General features: G+C 35.5%; 19 protein-coding genes. 3 read left to right on the forward strand and 16 right to left on the reverse strand.

Annotated elements, in window-relative coordinates; all coding sequences use genetic code 11:
* Nucleotides 1–112 precede the first annotated feature (112 nt).
* The 16 genes from HMPREF3239_RS08810 to HMPREF3239_RS08880 all read right to left on the reverse strand — a co-directional run bounded on the left by HMPREF3239_RS08810 (nucleotide 113) and on the right by HMPREF3239_RS08880 (nucleotide 13318).
* Nucleotides 113–751: an NAD(P)-dependent oxidoreductase gene (locus tag HMPREF3239_RS08810; protein ID WP_070855391.1), complete on the reverse strand. Its 639-nt coding sequence runs from the start codon at nucleotides 749–751 to the stop codon at nucleotides 113–115.
* Nucleotides 752–888: 137 nt separating this feature from the next.
* A complete protein-coding gene (locus HMPREF3239_RS08815; RefSeq protein ID WP_053030170.1) occupies nucleotides 889–1317 on the reverse strand; it encodes an Rrf2 family transcriptional regulator in 429 nt (142 codons plus the stop codon).
* A gap of 154 nt (nucleotides 1318–1471) precedes the next feature.
* The gene (locus HMPREF3239_RS08820; protein ID WP_053030171.1) at nucleotides 1472–2488 is read right to left on the reverse strand and encodes a hemolysin family protein; all 1017 of its coding nucleotides are present in this window, start codon (nucleotides 2486–2488) and stop codon (nucleotides 1472–1474) included.
* A gap of 161 nt (nucleotides 2489–2649) precedes the next feature.
* Nucleotides 2650–3081, reverse strand: coding sequence for a 6-pyruvoyl trahydropterin synthase family protein (locus tag HMPREF3239_RS08825; protein WP_053030172.1), 432 nt, complete (start codon nucleotides 3079–3081; stop codon nucleotides 2650–2652).
* A 56-nt stretch (nucleotides 3082–3137) separates the two neighbouring features.
* The gene (locus HMPREF3239_RS12685; protein WP_325969117.1) at nucleotides 3138–3686 is read right to left on the reverse strand and encodes a patatin-like phospholipase family protein; all 549 of its coding nucleotides are present in this window, start codon (nucleotides 3684–3686) and stop codon (nucleotides 3138–3140) included.
* 22 nt (nucleotides 3687–3708) lie between these two features.
* Nucleotides 3709–3999 carry a patatin-like phospholipase family protein gene (locus HMPREF3239_RS12690; RefSeq protein ID WP_231119757.1) on the reverse strand — a complete coding sequence of 97 codons (291 nt, stop codon included), beginning with the start codon at nucleotides 3997–3999 and terminating at the stop codon, nucleotides 3709–3711.
* 21 nt (nucleotides 4000–4020) lie between these two features.
* Entirely contained in the window at nucleotides 4021–4479 is a 459-nt protein-coding gene (locus HMPREF3239_RS08835; protein WP_053030173.1) for a MarR family winged helix-turn-helix transcriptional regulator, read from the reverse strand.
* Nucleotides 4480–4641: 162 nt separating this feature from the next.
* Nucleotides 4642–4875, reverse strand: a complete 234-nt coding sequence (locus HMPREF3239_RS08840) for a hypothetical protein (RefSeq protein ID WP_256323750.1) — start codon at nucleotides 4873–4875, stop codon at nucleotides 4642–4644.
* A gap of 152 nt (nucleotides 4876–5027) precedes the next feature.
* On the reverse strand, nucleotides 5028–5663 hold the full coding sequence (locus HMPREF3239_RS08845; protein ID WP_053030175.1) for an ABC transporter ATP-binding protein: 636 nt from the start codon (nucleotides 5661–5663) through the stop codon (nucleotides 5028–5030).
* Nucleotides 5656–6423: an ATP-binding cassette domain-containing protein gene (locus HMPREF3239_RS08850; protein ID WP_053030176.1), complete on the reverse strand. Its 768-nt coding sequence runs from the start codon at nucleotides 6421–6423 to the stop codon at nucleotides 5656–5658. Before HMPREF3239_RS08850 ends, HMPREF3239_RS08845 begins: the two co-directional genes overlap by 8 nt.
* Nucleotides 6390–7157, reverse strand: coding sequence for an ABC transporter permease (locus HMPREF3239_RS08855; RefSeq protein ID WP_053030177.1), 768 nt, complete (start codon nucleotides 7155–7157; stop codon nucleotides 6390–6392). Before HMPREF3239_RS08855 ends, HMPREF3239_RS08850 begins: the two co-directional genes overlap by 34 nt.
* The gene (locus tag HMPREF3239_RS08860; protein WP_053030178.1) at nucleotides 7157–8113 is read right to left on the reverse strand and encodes an ABC transporter permease; all 957 of its coding nucleotides are present in this window, start codon (nucleotides 8111–8113) and stop codon (nucleotides 7157–7159) included. The genes HMPREF3239_RS08855 and HMPREF3239_RS08860 overlap by 1 nt, the downstream gene beginning before the upstream one ends.
* Before the next feature lie 2 nt (nucleotides 8114–8115).
* Nucleotides 8116–9669, reverse strand: coding sequence for an ABC transporter substrate-binding protein (locus tag HMPREF3239_RS08865; protein WP_053030179.1), 1554 nt, complete (start codon nucleotides 9667–9669; stop codon nucleotides 8116–8118).
* Nucleotides 9666–10358: a class I SAM-dependent methyltransferase gene (locus HMPREF3239_RS08870; protein WP_070855393.1), complete on the reverse strand. Its 693-nt coding sequence runs from the start codon at nucleotides 10356–10358 to the stop codon at nucleotides 9666–9668. The genes HMPREF3239_RS08865 and HMPREF3239_RS08870 overlap by 4 nt, the downstream gene beginning before the upstream one ends.
* A gap of 169 nt (nucleotides 10359–10527) precedes the next feature.
* Nucleotides 10528–11889, reverse strand: a complete 1362-nt coding sequence (brnQ, locus tag HMPREF3239_RS08875; RefSeq protein WP_070855394.1) for a branched-chain amino acid transport system II carrier protein — start codon at nucleotides 11887–11889, stop codon at nucleotides 10528–10530.
* Nucleotides 11890–12118: 229 nt separating this feature from the next.
* The gene (locus HMPREF3239_RS08880; RefSeq protein ID WP_070855396.1) at nucleotides 12119–13318 is read right to left on the reverse strand and encodes a GTP-binding protein; all 1200 of its coding nucleotides are present in this window, start codon (nucleotides 13316–13318) and stop codon (nucleotides 12119–12121) included.
* Between the two features lie 259 nt (nucleotides 13319–13577).
* Between HMPREF3239_RS08880 and HMPREF3239_RS08885 the strand changes: the two genes are divergently transcribed.
* Genes HMPREF3239_RS08885 through mntC form a run of 3 tightly spaced genes read left to right on the forward strand, consistent with a single transcriptional unit; the run spans nucleotide 13578 to nucleotide 16076 of the window.
* A complete protein-coding gene (locus HMPREF3239_RS08885) occupies nucleotides 13578–14321 on the forward strand; it encodes a metal ABC transporter ATP-binding protein (protein ID WP_053030183.1) in 744 nt (247 codons plus the stop codon).
* Nucleotides 14314–15150, forward strand: coding sequence for a metal ABC transporter permease (locus HMPREF3239_RS08890; protein ID WP_053030184.1), 837 nt, complete (start codon nucleotides 14314–14316; stop codon nucleotides 15148–15150). The genes HMPREF3239_RS08885 and HMPREF3239_RS08890 overlap by 8 nt, the downstream gene beginning before the upstream one ends.
* A complete protein-coding gene (mntC, locus tag HMPREF3239_RS08895) occupies nucleotides 15147–16076 on the forward strand; it encodes a manganese ABC transporter substrate-binding lipoprotein MntC (RefSeq protein ID WP_053030185.1) in 930 nt (309 codons plus the stop codon). The genes HMPREF3239_RS08890 and mntC overlap by 4 nt, the downstream gene beginning before the upstream one ends.
* Nucleotides 16077–16428: the final 352 nt, after the last annotated feature.

The following is a 16428-nucleotide window of genomic DNA, read 5'->3' on the forward strand; positions in this document are numbered from 1 at the left end:
GCCATAGAAAACGGGCGTGGAACAATGAATCATAAAGCATTCTGTTCCACGCCCTTTGTATATTTATACTCAAACAATATATCCACTTGTCTTAAATGGCTCGTTTAATCAATTACGCTTGTTCGCCAACAACAGTAAAACGTTCATTAATGTGGTCTGCATTTTCAGCTTCATCTACAATCGCAATCGCATAATCTGCATAGCTAATGTAACTATTACCTTGACTATTAACTAATAATTGATCTTTACCTGATGTATATGATCCTGTGCGTTTACCTTCCGCATCAAATTCTGCAGATGGACTTACAAATGTCCAAGTGATACCTTCTGCATCTTTAAGGTCTTGAAGGTTGCGTCCTTGACCTTTAGCTGTTGGTTTAACAACATCTGGAAAATCTGGTGTATCAACGACACGAGTTGTTTGTGCCTCATCCACAAATAGACTTCCCGCACCTCCAACAATAATCGCTCTTGTATCTACATCTTTTAATAATGCAATTAACGCACGTCCTGCTTCAACATGGGCTTCTTCCTCGCCGAGTGGTGCGCCAAACGCATTAACAACGACATCAAGATCTTTAATATCCTCTGTTGTTAAATTAAAAATATCTTTTTCAATCACTTTGACATCTGAGTGATTTAATTTAGCCGCATTTCTGACGATGGCCGTCACTTCATGACCACGACGTGTTGCTTCTTGTAATACTTTAGTTCCTACTTTACCTGTTGCTCCGATAATGCCAATTTTCATTATTTATTCCTCCACTTATTTGTATTTATAGTGATTTCAATGGTGATATGCGTCAATTAGGTCGTTATAGTGAATTCGTATTGTTGTTTTTGTCTTGTAACCATTTTAGTTACAAGTTGGATATAACGGATGACGACTTATCCGTTTTGTTGCAAGATACCTGAAACGATATCCTCCATCGTAACATTCGCCAAGACACCTTCCATCGCATCTTGTGCGCGTAAGAGAACGATTTCAAGTACGCTTTGAATATTAGCACCTACAACACAATTCATATTCGTGTCTTCATGCATTTGGAATAATTCGCCTTCTTCTACTACTTCCACCGCTTGATATACATCAAGTAATGTAATGTCCGTTAATGGTTTCAACAATTGAATACCGCCACTACCTTGCTGTGTTTCAATTAAGTTCGCTTGTTTTAATTTACTAACTAACCTTCTAATGACGACAGCATTTGTATTCACACTGCTGGCAATCCAAGAAGACGTTAATGGTTGCGACTGTTCTAGTTTGACTAACGCTAAAATGTGCACAGCCACAGTAAAACGACTACTAATTTTCAATCTTCTCACCTCATGTAACCATTATAGTTACAAGTTGAGTTAGATGTCAATTTTTTAAATCGATTCATAAAAAAGCCCTATCATTCAGACTTTCAAATCTCAATGATAGGGTCAATATAAACAATTACATTAATTATATAAGACTATATTCACATTAATTATATTCATCTTCAATATCGCCTACGATTTCTTCCAGAATATTCTCTAAAGTAATGATTCCTTTGAAATCAGCATCGTCATAAACTGCGGCAATATGAACTTTTTTCTTCTTCATTATTTCCAAGATATGCTTCAATGGCGTATCCGGTTTAATGTTGATAATTGGATTAACAAATGTCTCTAACTTAGATGGCTGATCCACGTTAAATAGTGATTTGGAATGGATAAAACCAACGATTTGATCATCTTTAACAGCTGGATATCTCGTAAACGCATCTACTTTAATTTGTTGAATCGCATCATCAAAGTGCGTATTTAAATTGAGTGTTTTAACATGTGCTTGATCGATCATAATATCTTTTGCGACTAAATTATCGAATTTAAATGCTTGATTGATATGGTGTAATTCACTGTCATTAATTTCGCCACCTTCATGGCTATCTTGAATTAATTGTTTTAATTCTTCTTCAGAGTGGAATACTTCACTCTCTTTAGCTGGTTTCATGTTGAACATTTTCAAGATTAATCGTGCTGCACCATTTAATATCCAAATAAATGGATACATTATTTTATAGAAAAAGATAATCGGCTTTGCAAAGAGTAATGTAATATACTCTGCTTTTTGAATCGCAATGGTCTTAGGCGCCATCTCACCTACAACTACGTGTAAAAATGTCGCAATAACAAATGCACCACCAATTGTAAATGGATGTATCCACGCTTCAGGAATACCGATACTACTGAATAACGGATGTAGAATAAATTCAAATGTTGATTCCCCAACCATACCTATACCTAGTGCAGTAATGGTAATACCTAATTGACAGGCAGCTAAATATTCATCAAGATGATCGACAACTTTTTTAGCAGCGATTGCTTTCTTCTCTCCTGCATTAGACAATTGCGCAATTCTTGTTTCTCTGACTTTTACGATAGCAAACTCTGTTGCAACGAAAAAAGCCGTTAGGACTAATAATAATATAAAAGTAATAAGACTAAATGTGGTCCCCAAATATGTTCCTCCAAAATAAAAAATTGTAGACTTTCTACTATAATAATTATATCAATGTTTTATATATAATCAAAATATTTAAATTTTAAATACTAATATAAATAGCACTTAATTGAAAATACATCCTTGAGAACCATACTTTTATAGTGTTCAATTGTATATTACGGCTTCATTATTGTACGATTTAGACTTACCCCATGGCGGTCAGTCTCAAATAATTGTAATTCATACATATCATTTTGTTCTGGAAGATGTTGTTCAAATTCATCCCAAATCCACATTGCAATATTTTCAGCAGTCGTGTTCATATCCGGTAACGTCTCATTGATGAGTTGATGGTTTAATTTTGGTTCAATCACTTTGCTATAAATCGCATCTATATCATTAAAATCTAATCCCAAACCATAATCTCCAATCGGCGAAAGTACGTCTACATACAAGCGATATGAATGATTATGCAAATCTCGATAGATCGTTTCACTAAAATAAATTCGATTATCACAGACGAAATCATATTGTTGCTTTAATATGGTTTGTCCTTCTTTATATTTAAACTGATTGGGTGGTTGAACATGATCGAAACGGTTAGACATGTTTGCGTTCCCCCTTTTATATCTATTTTCTTCATTACTTTGGAAGCCAATCAGGCTTATTCATTCCAGAAGCTTCGTATCATCTCTACATCTTCAAGGGCCTGTGCTTCCCCCGCTTTAAAAATGTCAGGTCTAATAGCTGGATTAACCGTATTGCCACCGAGTTCATTTAATTTATCGAACACTGCTTTACTTGGTGTAATTAATTTAACTTCTGAACCACTTTCTTCGAGTTCTTTTATCGCATCTTCAAGTTTGTATGGTGTTGATACAGGAAGGTTTGTCGCAAAGATAAGTACTTTTTTGGCACCTTTAGCTAAATCGGCATTCTCCATAGAATGACAGCCACCATCAAAATGTTTCTCACCATTAATGGTTGTTGCCGGCCACACACCAGGTAATGAACCACTTGAGGCCATTGCTCTATGCAAGTCGACTTGACTATCTGAAGTTAAAGCAACACGCGCTGCTTTATTCGCATTTACTGCCGTAATCATCAGATTTTCAGGCCAATTGGATACTTTAATTCTATTTTGTAATCGATTAATATGGACGCTTTCATTAAATTTGTGATCCTCTAATGCATAGACACTATAATTTTCAATCCATTCTTTTGGTGTGTGTGCACTATTTTTTTATTTGAGCATATCTGGCAAAAATATCAGACATGTCATCTACTGGTGGTGCTTCATTGGCTTTTGGCGCAATTTGTTGTTCATAAATCTCGTCCCAACTCTGTTGAGATGTTAAACTCGTCCCAGCTTGAGCACCTCCAGAGGTACCAATAACTAAATCTGCGTGTCTCACATCGATATTTGCTTTAGAAAGGACTGAAAGATATCCTAATTCCCAACCTATCGCAAGTGATCCACCGCCACCTAATACAATTGCATGTTCCATATTGTCTTTATTAATCATGATATATACTCCTTGATTCATTTAATTTTTATAGTATTTGTCTGCATTTAGCGACATTTTCTTTAAGACATCGAAAGCGATTGCTTTCTCTTGAGCATCAATACCCTCGGAAATCATTAATTCCCAATTACTTAAAATGTCCCAACTTATTTCTTTAAATGCCATTGCTTTAGGCGTAAGAAATAAATTATACGCTCTTTTATCGTCTTGATTGCGTTCTCTTGTAATATAACCCTTTTCTTCTAAATACTTAATTGCTCGATTCACGCTTGCTTTATCTACACCGATGTCTTCAACAATGGTTTCTTGTCTTATACCATTCTCAATATAGAGTGCAACTAAACACATCACCTGGATATAGTTAATTCCGTATGGCTTTAACTGCTCTGTAATATAAATATTGCCCCGTCTATATATTTTCGATGATAATTTTCCAATAAATTTAATATCACGATACTCAAATTCTTTATCGTTTCGCATTGCCTCACCTCATATAGTTGACTTATCAACTATTTAACTATATAACGTATTGGTTGATTTGTCAACTAAATAGATAATGCACGCTTGTTATATTTTAAAAGAAGAGATTAACGCAACTGTTCATTGCCTTAATCTCTTCTAATGATTCACAGTATCGGACGATTAATCTAAATAATTTTCAGCATGTTCAAGTCCGAAATGTTCATTTTTTTCTTTTTCTTTTTCATACGCTTCTTGAGAGATTTTAGTAATACTCTCAACTGCATAACTTACTTTTTTCGCGAATTGTTCAACTTCTTCTTCATTTTTAGCTAATACAAAGACCGTTAAGATATTATCATCTACGATATCTTTGTAATGTTGGTAACGTAATTTATATATATATTCATGTGACAATCCCCCTATAAAAGTTAAAAACCTTATGCCGTTTCATTTTTCATGAAAGGTTTAATTAGTAAAATATGCCCTGTTTTAAATATTTTCAAACTTCTTTATTATTTAAGATTTAAAACAGGCTGAGGGAGGTGACGTGTGACTATATTTCAACGCTACTGATTCCATTGTTTGAGCGGTAATTGAACACCGTTAAATCGGCTTAAGACATAAGCATCATGTGAAATAATGATTAATTGCGTCGTCTTTAAAGACATTAGCATTTGAAGTATAGCTTCTTCATTAATGACATCTAAGTTGGTTGTAGCTTCATCCAATATGAGGATCTCTGGTTCTAATATTAAAGCTTTAGCTATCCAAACGCGTTGAAATTGACCACCACTTAACGTCGATACTTTCTGCTTAAGTATATCGTGTGGTAAGTTACACTGTTCAAGCACTGCTTCAATACTTGATGTATAACGCTGTTTATCTACCTTGTAATTCTTAAGTGGTTCTAATAGTGTAGCTAATACCGTTTTACGCTGATTTAAGGTATCACGTTGATATTGAGGTACATATTGGATGTGCTTCATCCACTCTTTAGACGTATAAGATTCACGCAAACGCCCATTAAGATATAATTCGCCCTGATAGTCCGTATCTAAGCCAGCGATAATCTTGGCTAACGTAGATTTACCACAACCACTCTCACCACTTATGAGCAAGTGCTGGTCATTCATTGTACATGATATCTCTTTAAATATCAGTTGCGTATCTATATATTTGGTTAATCTCTCAATTTTAAGCATAAGGTTGTCTCCGATGTGCAATCGTAATTAATTTTTTCGTGTAACTATGTGTCGGCTTAGTTAAGATTGACGCCGCCTCACCACTTTCTATCAATTGACCTTGCTGCATAATACTAATATGCGTGGCAAAATCTTTTACTAAGTTAATATCGTGTGTGATAAAAACGATGGTCATTTGGTAGCGTTCTTGTGCCTTAAGAAGGTAATGCATAAACTTTTTAACATTGTCTTGATCAAGTGCACTCGTCGGTTCATCTAAAAATAAGTAGTCCGGACGTCTAATTAATGACATTATAAAGGCGACACGTTGCGCCATACCTCCACTAAGTTCAAAAGGATAACGCTCAAGTAATTGTTCCCCTTGTCTTAAACCAAGTAATTGCATCATCTGTAAGACATCATCCTTAATACGCTGTTTCGTCAGATGTGTACGATTAGCTTCATAAATGTATTGGAAATGCTTAGCTAATGTTATATTTTGAAACATATTACTTTGAACATCTTGAAACACTGCATCTGTTTTAGTTAAATCGATGTCAATATCTCCTTGATAACTTAATTGTGGTCGCTTCATTCCCAGTATTGTTCTTGTTAACAGTGATTTCCCACTGCCACTTTCACCTATAATGCAATGAAATGCACCTTTAGTTACTGTCAAATCAACATCTTTTAACAATACTTTCTCTTGATCTAAAATCGATAATTGATTGACGTTGACTACCGTATTTACTGCGTTATTTTTTTGTTGATGATTTGACATAATAAGGCGAAACCTCCTAACAATACACCCGGGAAGAAGAAGAGCCACGGTGCGCCGTTGAAATAACTTTTCCCATCAAAAAGAATGGTTCCTAACTCAGGCGTCGGCGGTTTAATACCTAGTCCTAGAAAGGCAAGGCCAGATATGCTGAGCATCATTTTGCCAAAGTCAGCCGTTACCAAAGCGAATATATTACTTAATAAATGTGGAATCACATGTGTTACTGTCGTTTTGAATGTTGAGTTCCCACTCAATCGTGCATATTGAACAAATGGACGTTTTTGAATATCTCGCGTTAAATTTCTGAAGTAACGTAAATAACGTCCTATCCATCCAATCGTTAAAGCAAGTATTAAACCTATCATGGAGTTACTTACTAAACTTAAAATGACTAATGCGATAATAAATGACGGAATAGCCAACAACATATCGGCAACAAACATAATGATTTGATCTAACCATCGTCTTTCTATGCCTGCAATTAAGCCAAAGATAAGTCCTATACAAACACTTAATAGAATCACTATACCTGTTAAACTCAATGTGACAAGACTACCGACAATCAGTCTTACTAAGAAGTCTCTGCCTAATTGATCGGTACCCAACCAATGTTGTCCATTAGGTGACTCAAGTGGATCCAAATGTTGCGTGTCTTGCATTAAACCATACGTCATTAATACAACTATCAAACTCAATAGTGAACCTATTGCGATGTACGTTTGATATTTTTTCATCACATCGCACCTCTTTTCTCATTGCCTGACTGCTGGGTGTGACGTCGTCGAAGTCTAGGTTCATTCTTCAAGATAATCACATCGCCTAAATAATTCATTAGCATAATAAAGACGATGATAAAGATGACAATGCCCTGAATTAGTGGATAATCTCGTTGGTTAATAGCATTAATCAACAATTTACCTATACCAGACATGCTGAAGATAACTTCAAGTATTACGGTTTTTCCAATTAAATGAATGACACTGTTAATTGAAATGGTCATTAGTGGTGCAAATATCTCTTTAATTTGTACGATGATACGCGCTTTTAACGAGAAATGTCTTAACTGCGCAAGTTGATACGCATCTTGATCTAACGTTTGCGCAATCAGATGTGCTGTCATCAATAAGATATGACACCCTTCTATAACAACAATTGTGAAGATGGGCAGCACAAAGTGTTGCCATGAATCACTACCTACAAATGGTAACCATTGCCAACGTACGCCTAAATAATAAATGAATAAAATAGCTAACCAGTATTCTGGCATTGAGGTCATCACTTGGGCGAATCCACGAATTCCATTAGCGTAACGTGTATGCGGACGCGTCCCAACGAAGTAACCAACAATATAGCCAAATGGCAACATGATACAACTAGAGACAATGATTAGCACAAGCGTCGGCATGATGGCTTCCATTATCATAGCGGTAACCGCTTCGTTGGTACTAAAGCTGTATCCTAAGTTGCCCGTAAGTGCATGTCCAACCCAATCGATATATCTAAGTAACACATGTTGTCCTAAGCCAAGTTGATGTTGTGCCGCTTCAATATTGTCTTGCGTAATCGACGTATAACCATGACGTTGTAGATACAGAATCGCTGGATTACCAGATGTCTTCTCAACTAAAATGAAGATAATAAACGAACTTACGATTAAATAAAGTATGAATTTAATTGTACGTTTGAGCATTGTTATTCATTAACTTTCAACGCTTTATAATCAATTGGTGCATCCGTAAGTCCAGAGAATTTGAATTGTTTTACTTTATCACTCACTACAAACGTCTCATTTGGATAAGCAATTGGCACACCATAGTATTGTTGATTAAAGTGTTTAAATATGTCATCAAACGAACGCTGTTGGTCTTCTTTTGATACGGTTGATGGGAAATCGTCTAGCTGTTTCGTTAATGTTTCATCATCAGCTAACACGCCTGGTTGACCATCATTATTTTTAAACACTGAACTCATAAAGTTGTAAGGCATTAGTGCATCTGAATATGTTCTATAGAAAATCAAATCATAGTCTTTTTTCGTCCATAATGTATCATAGTATGATTGTGAATCTAACGTTTTCACATTTAACTTAATACCGGCTTGTTTAAGCTGACGTTGCACTTTTTCTGCTTTATCTTTCCAACTTGGGAACTCTGCAGTTTGAATGACTAAGTTAAATGATAAAGGTTTGCCATTCTTTTCAAAGATGCCGTCATCGTTTTTATGATAGCCTTCTGATTTAAGTAACTTTTCAGCCGCTTTCATATCATAATCGTGTGGCTGTTGATTATCTTTAGTCACAAATTGTACGTTCTTCTGGAACAGACCATTTACAGATTTGCCCACAATGTCTTTCGCATCGATGCTCTTACTTATCGCTTCACGAATTGCGCGATGATTTAATACATCATTTTTAGGGTTAAATGCCATAAAGTGACTTACTGTGCTAGGTCTATCTTCAATCGTTAAGTTCTTATTTTTCTTATCTTGTTTGATTTGTTCATCTGAGAGCATACCTAAAGCACCACCAGAAATATCTACAGAACCACTTTGTACTGCAGAATTTCTTGAGTCCCCATCTTCAATCGTTTGGAATGCAAGATGATAATTGACTGGGTGACCGTTGTCGAAATATTTATTTGGCTTCATTGTCGTTTTTTCTTTACCAGTTTTATCAACAACAAATGCACCTGTCCCAATCGCTTTTTCAAATTTACCGTTTACTTTACCATCTTCTACTGAATGTGGACTCATAATACGCAACGGTCTCACTTGTGTTAATTCATTTAACACTTGATTTGATGGAGATTTCAATCTAATTTGGACCACGTGATCATTTTTAACAACGACCTTATCTAATTTTTTTAACGTTTCTACAGTCGTATCTTTATTCATCGCTTTCGCACGATCAATTGAGAATTTCACGGCCTTAGCATCTAATGCTGAACCATCTGAGAATTTAACGTTCTTTTTCAAATGGAATTCATAAACTTTCCCTGATTCATCAACGCGCCATTTATCTGCTAAACCTGCTTTAACGCCCTTATCTTTGTCGTATTTAACTAATGCATCATACACTGCACTATAAACGGGCATCGCTGCATCATAGCCTTGCGCGTCAAGTTTATCCGCCTTTGCTTCAGTAGGTAGCGATACCGTAACATCTTTATCTTCTTTTTGACCATTGCCACAACCCGCTAATAAGAGCGTAGCACTTGCTGCTACCGTCATTAATATACGTTTCTTCATTTCTCAGTACCTTCTTTCACTCTTGCTTTGATTAAAAATGATTCTTCATATAATGTTTGTAAATAATCATTTGGTGATAAATAAAAATCGCTATAATGTATTAAATCAATCACGTCAGGTACAGGCTCTTTCATTACTGCAACTTCAAATCCTGCATTCACAAAGCTATCAACGATATGTTTTAGAGAGTGATTCTGAGACGGTGTGGCACCATATTGATTAATCGTGTCATCCATAAACTGACGACTCGGGTTATGAGTTAAATCCGCGAATGAAGCGTAATAAACGCCGCCTGGTTTCAATACCTCTTTTAAATCTTTCGCATGTTGCGGAATATCCTCTATTAAGTATAAGACAGACGTACTTACAGCCGTATCAAATATGTGCTTCGTTTCTTGTGGTTTATCTGTTAAATAGTATGTAAGTGGACGTTGTCCTTTTAATGTCTCTGCCTTTTCCAAAGATAAACGTGCTAAATCGATGCCAACACCTTCTTTAAACGGTGTTGTATCGTATAATTGTCGTAAAAATCCGCCTTGATTACATCCCACATCTAAAATCGTTTTCCCTTCGATGTCAGATGTATCAAGCATTTCTATCGTTCTCTCCCAAGCTTCTTGATGGTCTCGTGCCATATCATCATCTGATTCTTGACCTTTTTGCCACCAAACGTCATAAGTCTTAGTCATTTCATTCTCCTCGCTTACTTTAAATCGTAATAATTACGTTTTAAATAGTACTACACTATGTACATTTACACAATAAGAATTTTTTAAAGTCATGAATGAACGCAAAAAAATAAGCTATGGGCGCGGGACATTGATCGATGTCCCAGGCTCACAGCTTATAACTGCATATTTATTGTGTTTGTGTATGTCTACGAGAACGAATTGAATAAACGATTAGTCCTATAATAAATCCTAAAATTGCTGGAACGATCCAGCCCATACCAATTGTAAAGAATGGTAAATAGTGTTCGGCAAAGCCAATTAATGTTTGCGCGAATGATGTCTTCGCAAAGAATTCTGGACTTGCATTGATGCCGTCAAAGAATGCTGCAAACATAGTAAAGAACGTTGTAAATTTATAAACTATTGTCGAATGATTAAATAATGGGCTGACAAGTGTTAATAAAATAAGTGTAATCGCTAATGGATAGATAAACATAAGTACAGGTGTTGAATACATAATGATCTTAGTTAATCCGACATTCGCGAAGATACAGGCAAGTAGTGCGACACCTGTTACCAACCAAAGGTAATTCATTTTCAGGAATAGTTCTGTGAATGTTTCTGAAAAGGCAGTTATTAAACCAATCGCCGTCTTCAAACATGCCACAATAATAATTAGCGATAAGATGATAATGCCATAATCTCCAAGATAGTGTTGCGCGATTTGAGCAAGTGCGATACCACCATTTTCACTCACTTTAAAATGGCCTAAACTCATCGTACCCATTAAAGCAAGTAACGTGTAAATCACGCCCATTCCTACGATACTTATAAATCCTGACTTAAACGTTTCTTTAGCAATCCCATTCGGATTGGTAATACCTAATTTCTTAATCGTTGTCACAATGATAATCCCGAATGCGAGTGATGCGAGTGCGTCTAGCGTATTATAGCCGTCAATAAAGCCTTTCAATAAGACACTATTACTATAGTTTGCACTTATTGGCGCATGACTAACACCACCCATAGGTTTAATAAACGCTAAGACAACTACGATACCTAGCAATACTAGAAATACTGGATTTAAGAATTTGCCTATGTAATCTAAAATTTTAGATGGCTTCCTAGAGAAAAACCATGCTATTAGAAAGAATAAAATACTGAATATCGGTAACACTAACTTTCCAGTGCTTGCCGAAATAAATGGTGAAAATGCAATTTCATACGATGTTGTTGCAAGTCTTGGTAACGCAAAAAACGGTCCAATTACTAAATATAGGGCAATTGTAAATGCATATGCATAGCCTTTACTCACTCTAGATGAAATATCGAAAACGCCATTCGTTTTAGAGATACCAATGGCTACGATACCTAGGAAAGGTAACCCAATCGCTGTAATTAAGAATCCTAAATTAGCAAGCCAAACATTGGCACCTGCTGTTTGTCCAAGATGAATAGGAAAGATTAAATTTCCTGCACCAAAGAATAAACCAAACAACATCGAACCAATAAATATATTTTCTTTGATTGAAAGTTTCTGTTTCATCATGTGTTACATCTCTCCTATTATGTGTTTACTAGCTATTATACATAAATTTAACATCTATTTGTTCAAAATATTCAATAAATTTAAATCGTCACTATATTCACTGGATGATTCCATAAAAAAACACCTCGTAATGGGCGTTTTGATTATTTCACGCAATCTACGAGGTGTTATCGTCCATCCTAAGCCACGTTGTCTTTCAAACATTAACAACTGGAACGATGGTATGATATTAAGCTTTTCGAATTTGCCATTGATATGGATCTTCTAATTGATTCCAATCACTACCAATTTCATCGCTATTTACTAAGCATTGATCTAATTCCTTTACAATTTGTTCTTGATCTAATTCTGTACCGATAATTACAAATTGTGTATTTCTGTCACCATATTCGATATCCCAACTTTCGGCAACATCTGGTCGTTGATTAAGAATTTGTTCTCGTTGTTCTGGCGACATTGCAGCTACCCAATACGTTACCGGACTAATATTACAAGATGAACCTGCTTGAGATAATAAGCATGCAACTTGATTATATTGTGCTAACCAAACAATCCCTTTTGCACGAACAATGTTATTAGGCATTTGTTCTAACCAATCATTGAAACGTTTCGCGTGAAACGGTAAACGTCTTGAATAGACAAATGATCCAATCCCATACTCTTCTGTCTCAGGTGTATGTTCAGCGTGACCACCTTCAGTTAATTCTTTTATCCAACCTGCAGAATTACTTGCTTGTTCAAAATCAAAGCGACCTGTATTTAACACGTCATTGATATCCACTTCGGCATTTGTCGTTTTGATTAATTTAGCATCCGGTTGTAATTTTCTTAAGATGTTTTCTAATTTTGTTAATTCCGCTTCGGTAACTAAATCCGTCTTATTGATCACTAACACATCACAGAATTCGACTTGATCAATGAGTAAATCGGCAATTGAGCGTTCATCTGTTTGGTCCGCACCTTGATCACGATCGACAAGTAAATCTTCAGAATTAATGTCATTAATAAATCGGTTCGCATCTACAACAGTTACCATCGTATCTAGTCGACAAATAGAAGTTAAATCAATACCTAATGCGTCGTCAATATAAGAGAAGGTTTGTGCAACAGGTACCGGTTCAGATATCCCTGTAGATTCAATCACAATATAATCAATATTTCCTTTTTCTACTAGACGCTCAACTTCTTGCAATAAATCATCTCTTAACGTACAGCAAATACAACCATTAGATAATTCGACTAATTTTTCATCTGTTCGAGATAACCCGCCCCCATCAGCAACTAAGTCTTTATCAATATTTACCTCACTCATATCATTCACAATAACCGCAATTCGACGGCCTTCACGATTATTTAAAATGTGGTTAAGTAATGTTGTCTTACCTGATCCAAGATAACCACTCAATACCGTTACAGGTATCTTGCCCATAAAATCATACCTTTCTTTTTATAAATCGTAATTATTACGTTTTATATTTTACATTTAAATTTTTAATTGTCAATCAAACTAATGATGATCAAATGTAGCCATATCAATGATTAACGCTCACTCTAGAACTTATTTACCGAAATGAATTGATACTATTTCCACACTTTTATTGACTATCTCGACTTGACACGCTCTGTTTTCGGAAGTTATTATGAAATAAATTAGGTTAACCTAAACTTTTATTTAGGAGGTAGTTTTTTTGATAGAAATTAACAACATGAATTTGCATTTAAATCATAAACATGTGCTAAAAGATATTTCTTTAAAGATTCCAATATCAGGGGAAATCATTGGCATCATGGGGCCCAACGGTGCGGGTAAGTCTTCATTGCTAAAAAGCTTGATCGGAACGTTTAACGCTAGTGGCGAGATGTATTTATATGGCAAATCCATACATAAACAATTGCAATACATTACATACATTCCTCAAAAAGCGCAATTAGACTTAGACTTCCCAATCAATGTTGAGAAAGTCATTCTATCTGGCTGCTATCAAACCATTGGCTGGTTCAAACGTGTTGATCATGCGTCTAAAACAAAATTTCAAAAACTATTAAGAGACTTAGATTTAGAAGCGTTGCAATACAAACAAATTTCCGAGCTCAGTGGCGGTCAATTGCAACGTGTTCTTGTAGCAAGAGCATTGATGTCTGATAGTACAGTTTATTTATTAGACGAACCGTTTGTAGGCATCGATTTTAATAGTGAGCAACTTATTATGGAGAAACTTCGTCAATTAAAAGCGCAAGGTAAGCTTATTCTTATCGTGCACCATGATTTATCTAAAGCAGAAGACTATTTCGATCGTATTCTTTTACTGAATCGTACAGTTAGGTTCTTCGGTCCTAGTCATCAAGCAATGCAACCCCAATATCTCAATCGCACATTTTTATTTAATGTGACTTCTACGTTTAATGAAGGGAGTGACACAGCAAATGACTGATTTCATTCAACATTTATTTGATTATCAGTTCTTAAATCGCGCTTTAATTACATCTATTATAGTAGGCGTGGTTTGTGGGACTGTCGGAAGTTTAATCATCCTTCGAGGATTATCGTTGATGGGAGATGCGATGAGTCATGCCGTTTTACCTGGTGTGGCGTTGTCATTCTTATTCAATATTCCGATGTTCATCGGCGCATTAGTCACTGGCATGATTGCAAGTTTATTAATTGGTTACATTTCTAATAATAGTAAAACAAAGCCAGATGCAGCGATTGGCATCAGTTTCACTGCATTTCTCGCAACGGGTGTCATCATTATTAGTCTGATAAACAGCACGACAGATTTACATCATATTTTATTTGGTAACTTACTCGCGATTACCCGACAAACATTTTGGACAACCCTTATTATTGGTGCCATCGTGATGTTACTGATTGTCATATTGTATCGACCATTAATGATTTCAACGTTTGATCCAACATTCAGTCGCGTAAGTGGGTTGAATACAACAGTCATTCATTATTTTGTAATGCTCTTACTCGCCTTAGTCACCGTTGCTAGTATTCAAACTGTTGGCATTATCCTAGTCGTCGCATTACTTGTTACACCGGCATCGACTGCCTTTTTAATCACAAAGAATCTTTATTCAATGATGATTGTAGCAAGTTTGATTGGCGTAGTAAGTTCGATTGTCGGATTGTACTTTAGCTTTATTTACAATCTTCCAAGCGGGGCAACGATTGTCATTGCAACATTTAGTATATATATCTTGACCCTTCTCTTTTCAAAATTAAAAACAAAGTATAGAGGTGTACACACAACATGAAAAAATTTATTCCATTACTTATTGCATTGATTCTAGTTCTAGCAGCGTGTAGTTCAAATTCTAGTGATCAACATTCTAAAAATCATGACAAATTGAAGGTTGTCACAACCAATTCCATTATTTATGACATGGTCAAACAAGTCGGTGGTGACAAAGTAGACGTTCATAGTATCGTTCCTGTAGGACAAGACCCACATGAATACGAAGTGAAACCGAAAGATATTAAACAACTTACTGATGCAGATGTTATCTTCTACAATGGTTTCAATTTAGAATCTGGTAACGGGTGGTTTGAAAAAGCTTTAGAACAAGCAGGCAAATCTACAGATGATAAGTCAGTCTTCGCGGTGTCTAAAGGCGTTAAGCCTATCTATTTAAATGGTGAAACAGGTAACAAGGACAAGATTGATCCACATGCATGGTTAAGTTTGGATAATGGTATTCAATACGTTAAGAATATTCAAGAACAACTTGTGAAAGCAGATGCCTCACATAAAGCAGACTATCATAAACAAGGTGATGCTTATCTTGCCGAACTTGAAAAGTTAAACAAAGACAGTAAAGATAAATTCAATGATATTCCAAAACAAGAACGTGCTATGATTACAAGTGAAGGTGCCTTCAAATACTTCTCAAAAGCCTTTGATATCAAGCCAGGCTATATTTGGGAAATCAATACTGAGAAACAAGGTACACCGTCACAAATGAAACAAGCTATCAAGTTTGTTAAAGACAATCACATCAAACATTTATTAGTTGAAACAAGTGTAGATAAAAAATCTATGAATAGCTTATCTGAGGAAACTGGTAAGCAGATTTACGGAGAAGTCTTTACCGATTCAATCGGAGAAAAAGGCTCTAAAGGTGATTCATATTATAAAATGATGAAACACAATATCGAAACAATCCATGGAAGCATGGAATAGACTTAATTAAAAACAGCGCATTTAAGAAATTAAATTAATATATTATTATCATCCTCCTATTAAAATAGCCAGTAAATGAATTTTTAGGAATTCATTTACTGGCTTATTATTTTTGATATGCTTAGTTAACATCTAGATCCTAACGAAATTCTTAGATGAACATTTACTCATTCTGTTGTGATGCTTGCCTAGGGGGATGGGTTGTAAAGAAATTCTTAGATGAATATTTACTCAATTTGTTGCGACGCTTTCTTGCGGGAAAGGCTCGTGCCTGTAGTCACTCGACACTTTCTTTTCCGCCAAGAGTCGCGCAAAAATATTCGTCATTCATCTCTAGAATTTCTTACTTAAG

This window comes from Staphylococcus sp. HMSC34C02, assembly GCF_001838705.1.
Lineage (GTDB): Bacteria > Bacillota > Bacilli > Staphylococcales > Staphylococcaceae > Staphylococcus > Staphylococcus borealis.

Bases quoted from the DNA above. Each gene is read 5' to 3' on its own strand.
- HMPREF3239_RS08880 (WP_070855396.1), bottom strand. From the start codon at position 13,318: ATGGGCAAGATACCTGTAACGGTATTGAGTGGTTATCTTGGATCAGGT.
- HMPREF3239_RS08845 (WP_053030175.1), bottom strand. From the start codon at position 5,663: ATGCTTAAAATTGAGAGATTAACCAAATATATAGATACGCAACTGATA.
- mntC (WP_053030185.1), top strand. From the start codon at position 15,147: ATGAAAAAATTTATTCCATTACTTATTGCATTGATTCTAGTTCTAGCA.
- HMPREF3239_RS08855 (WP_053030177.1), bottom strand. From the start codon at position 7,157: ATGAAAAAATATCAAACGTACATCGCAATAGGTTCACTATTGAGTTTG.
- HMPREF3239_RS08835 (WP_053030173.1), bottom strand. From the start codon at position 4,479: ATGCGAAACGATAAAGAATTTGAGTATCGTGATATTAAATTTATTGGA.
- HMPREF3239_RS12690 (WP_231119757.1), bottom strand. From the start codon at position 3,999: ATGATTAATAAAGACAATATGGAACATGCAATTGTATTAGGTGGCGGT.
- HMPREF3239_RS08890 (WP_053030184.1), top strand. From the start codon at position 14,314: ATGACTGATTTCATTCAACATTTATTTGATTATCAGTTCTTAAATCGC.
- HMPREF3239_RS08860 (WP_053030178.1), bottom strand. From the start codon at position 8,113: ATGCTCAAACGTACAATTAAATTCATACTTTATTTAATCGTAAGTTCG.
- HMPREF3239_RS08870 (WP_070855393.1), bottom strand. From the start codon at position 10,358: ATGACTAAGACTTATGACGTTTGGTGGCAAAAAGGTCAAGAATCAGAT.
- HMPREF3239_RS08865 (WP_053030179.1), bottom strand. From the start codon at position 9,669: ATGAAGAAACGTATATTAATGACGGTAGCAGCAAGTGCTACGCTCTTA.
- HMPREF3239_RS08825 (WP_053030172.1), bottom strand. From the start codon at position 3,081: ATGTCTAACCGTTTCGATCATGTTCAACCACCCAATCAGTTTAAATAT.
- HMPREF3239_RS08850 (WP_053030176.1), bottom strand. From the start codon at position 6,423: ATGTCAAATCATCAACAAAAAAATAACGCAGTAAATACGGTAGTCAAC.
- brnQ (WP_070855394.1), bottom strand. From the start codon at position 11,889: ATGATGAAACAGAAACTTTCAATCAAAGAAAATATATTTATTGGTTCG.
- HMPREF3239_RS08810 (WP_070855391.1), bottom strand. From the start codon at position 751: ATGAAAATTGGCATTATCGGAGCAACAGGTAAAGTAGGAACTAAAGTA.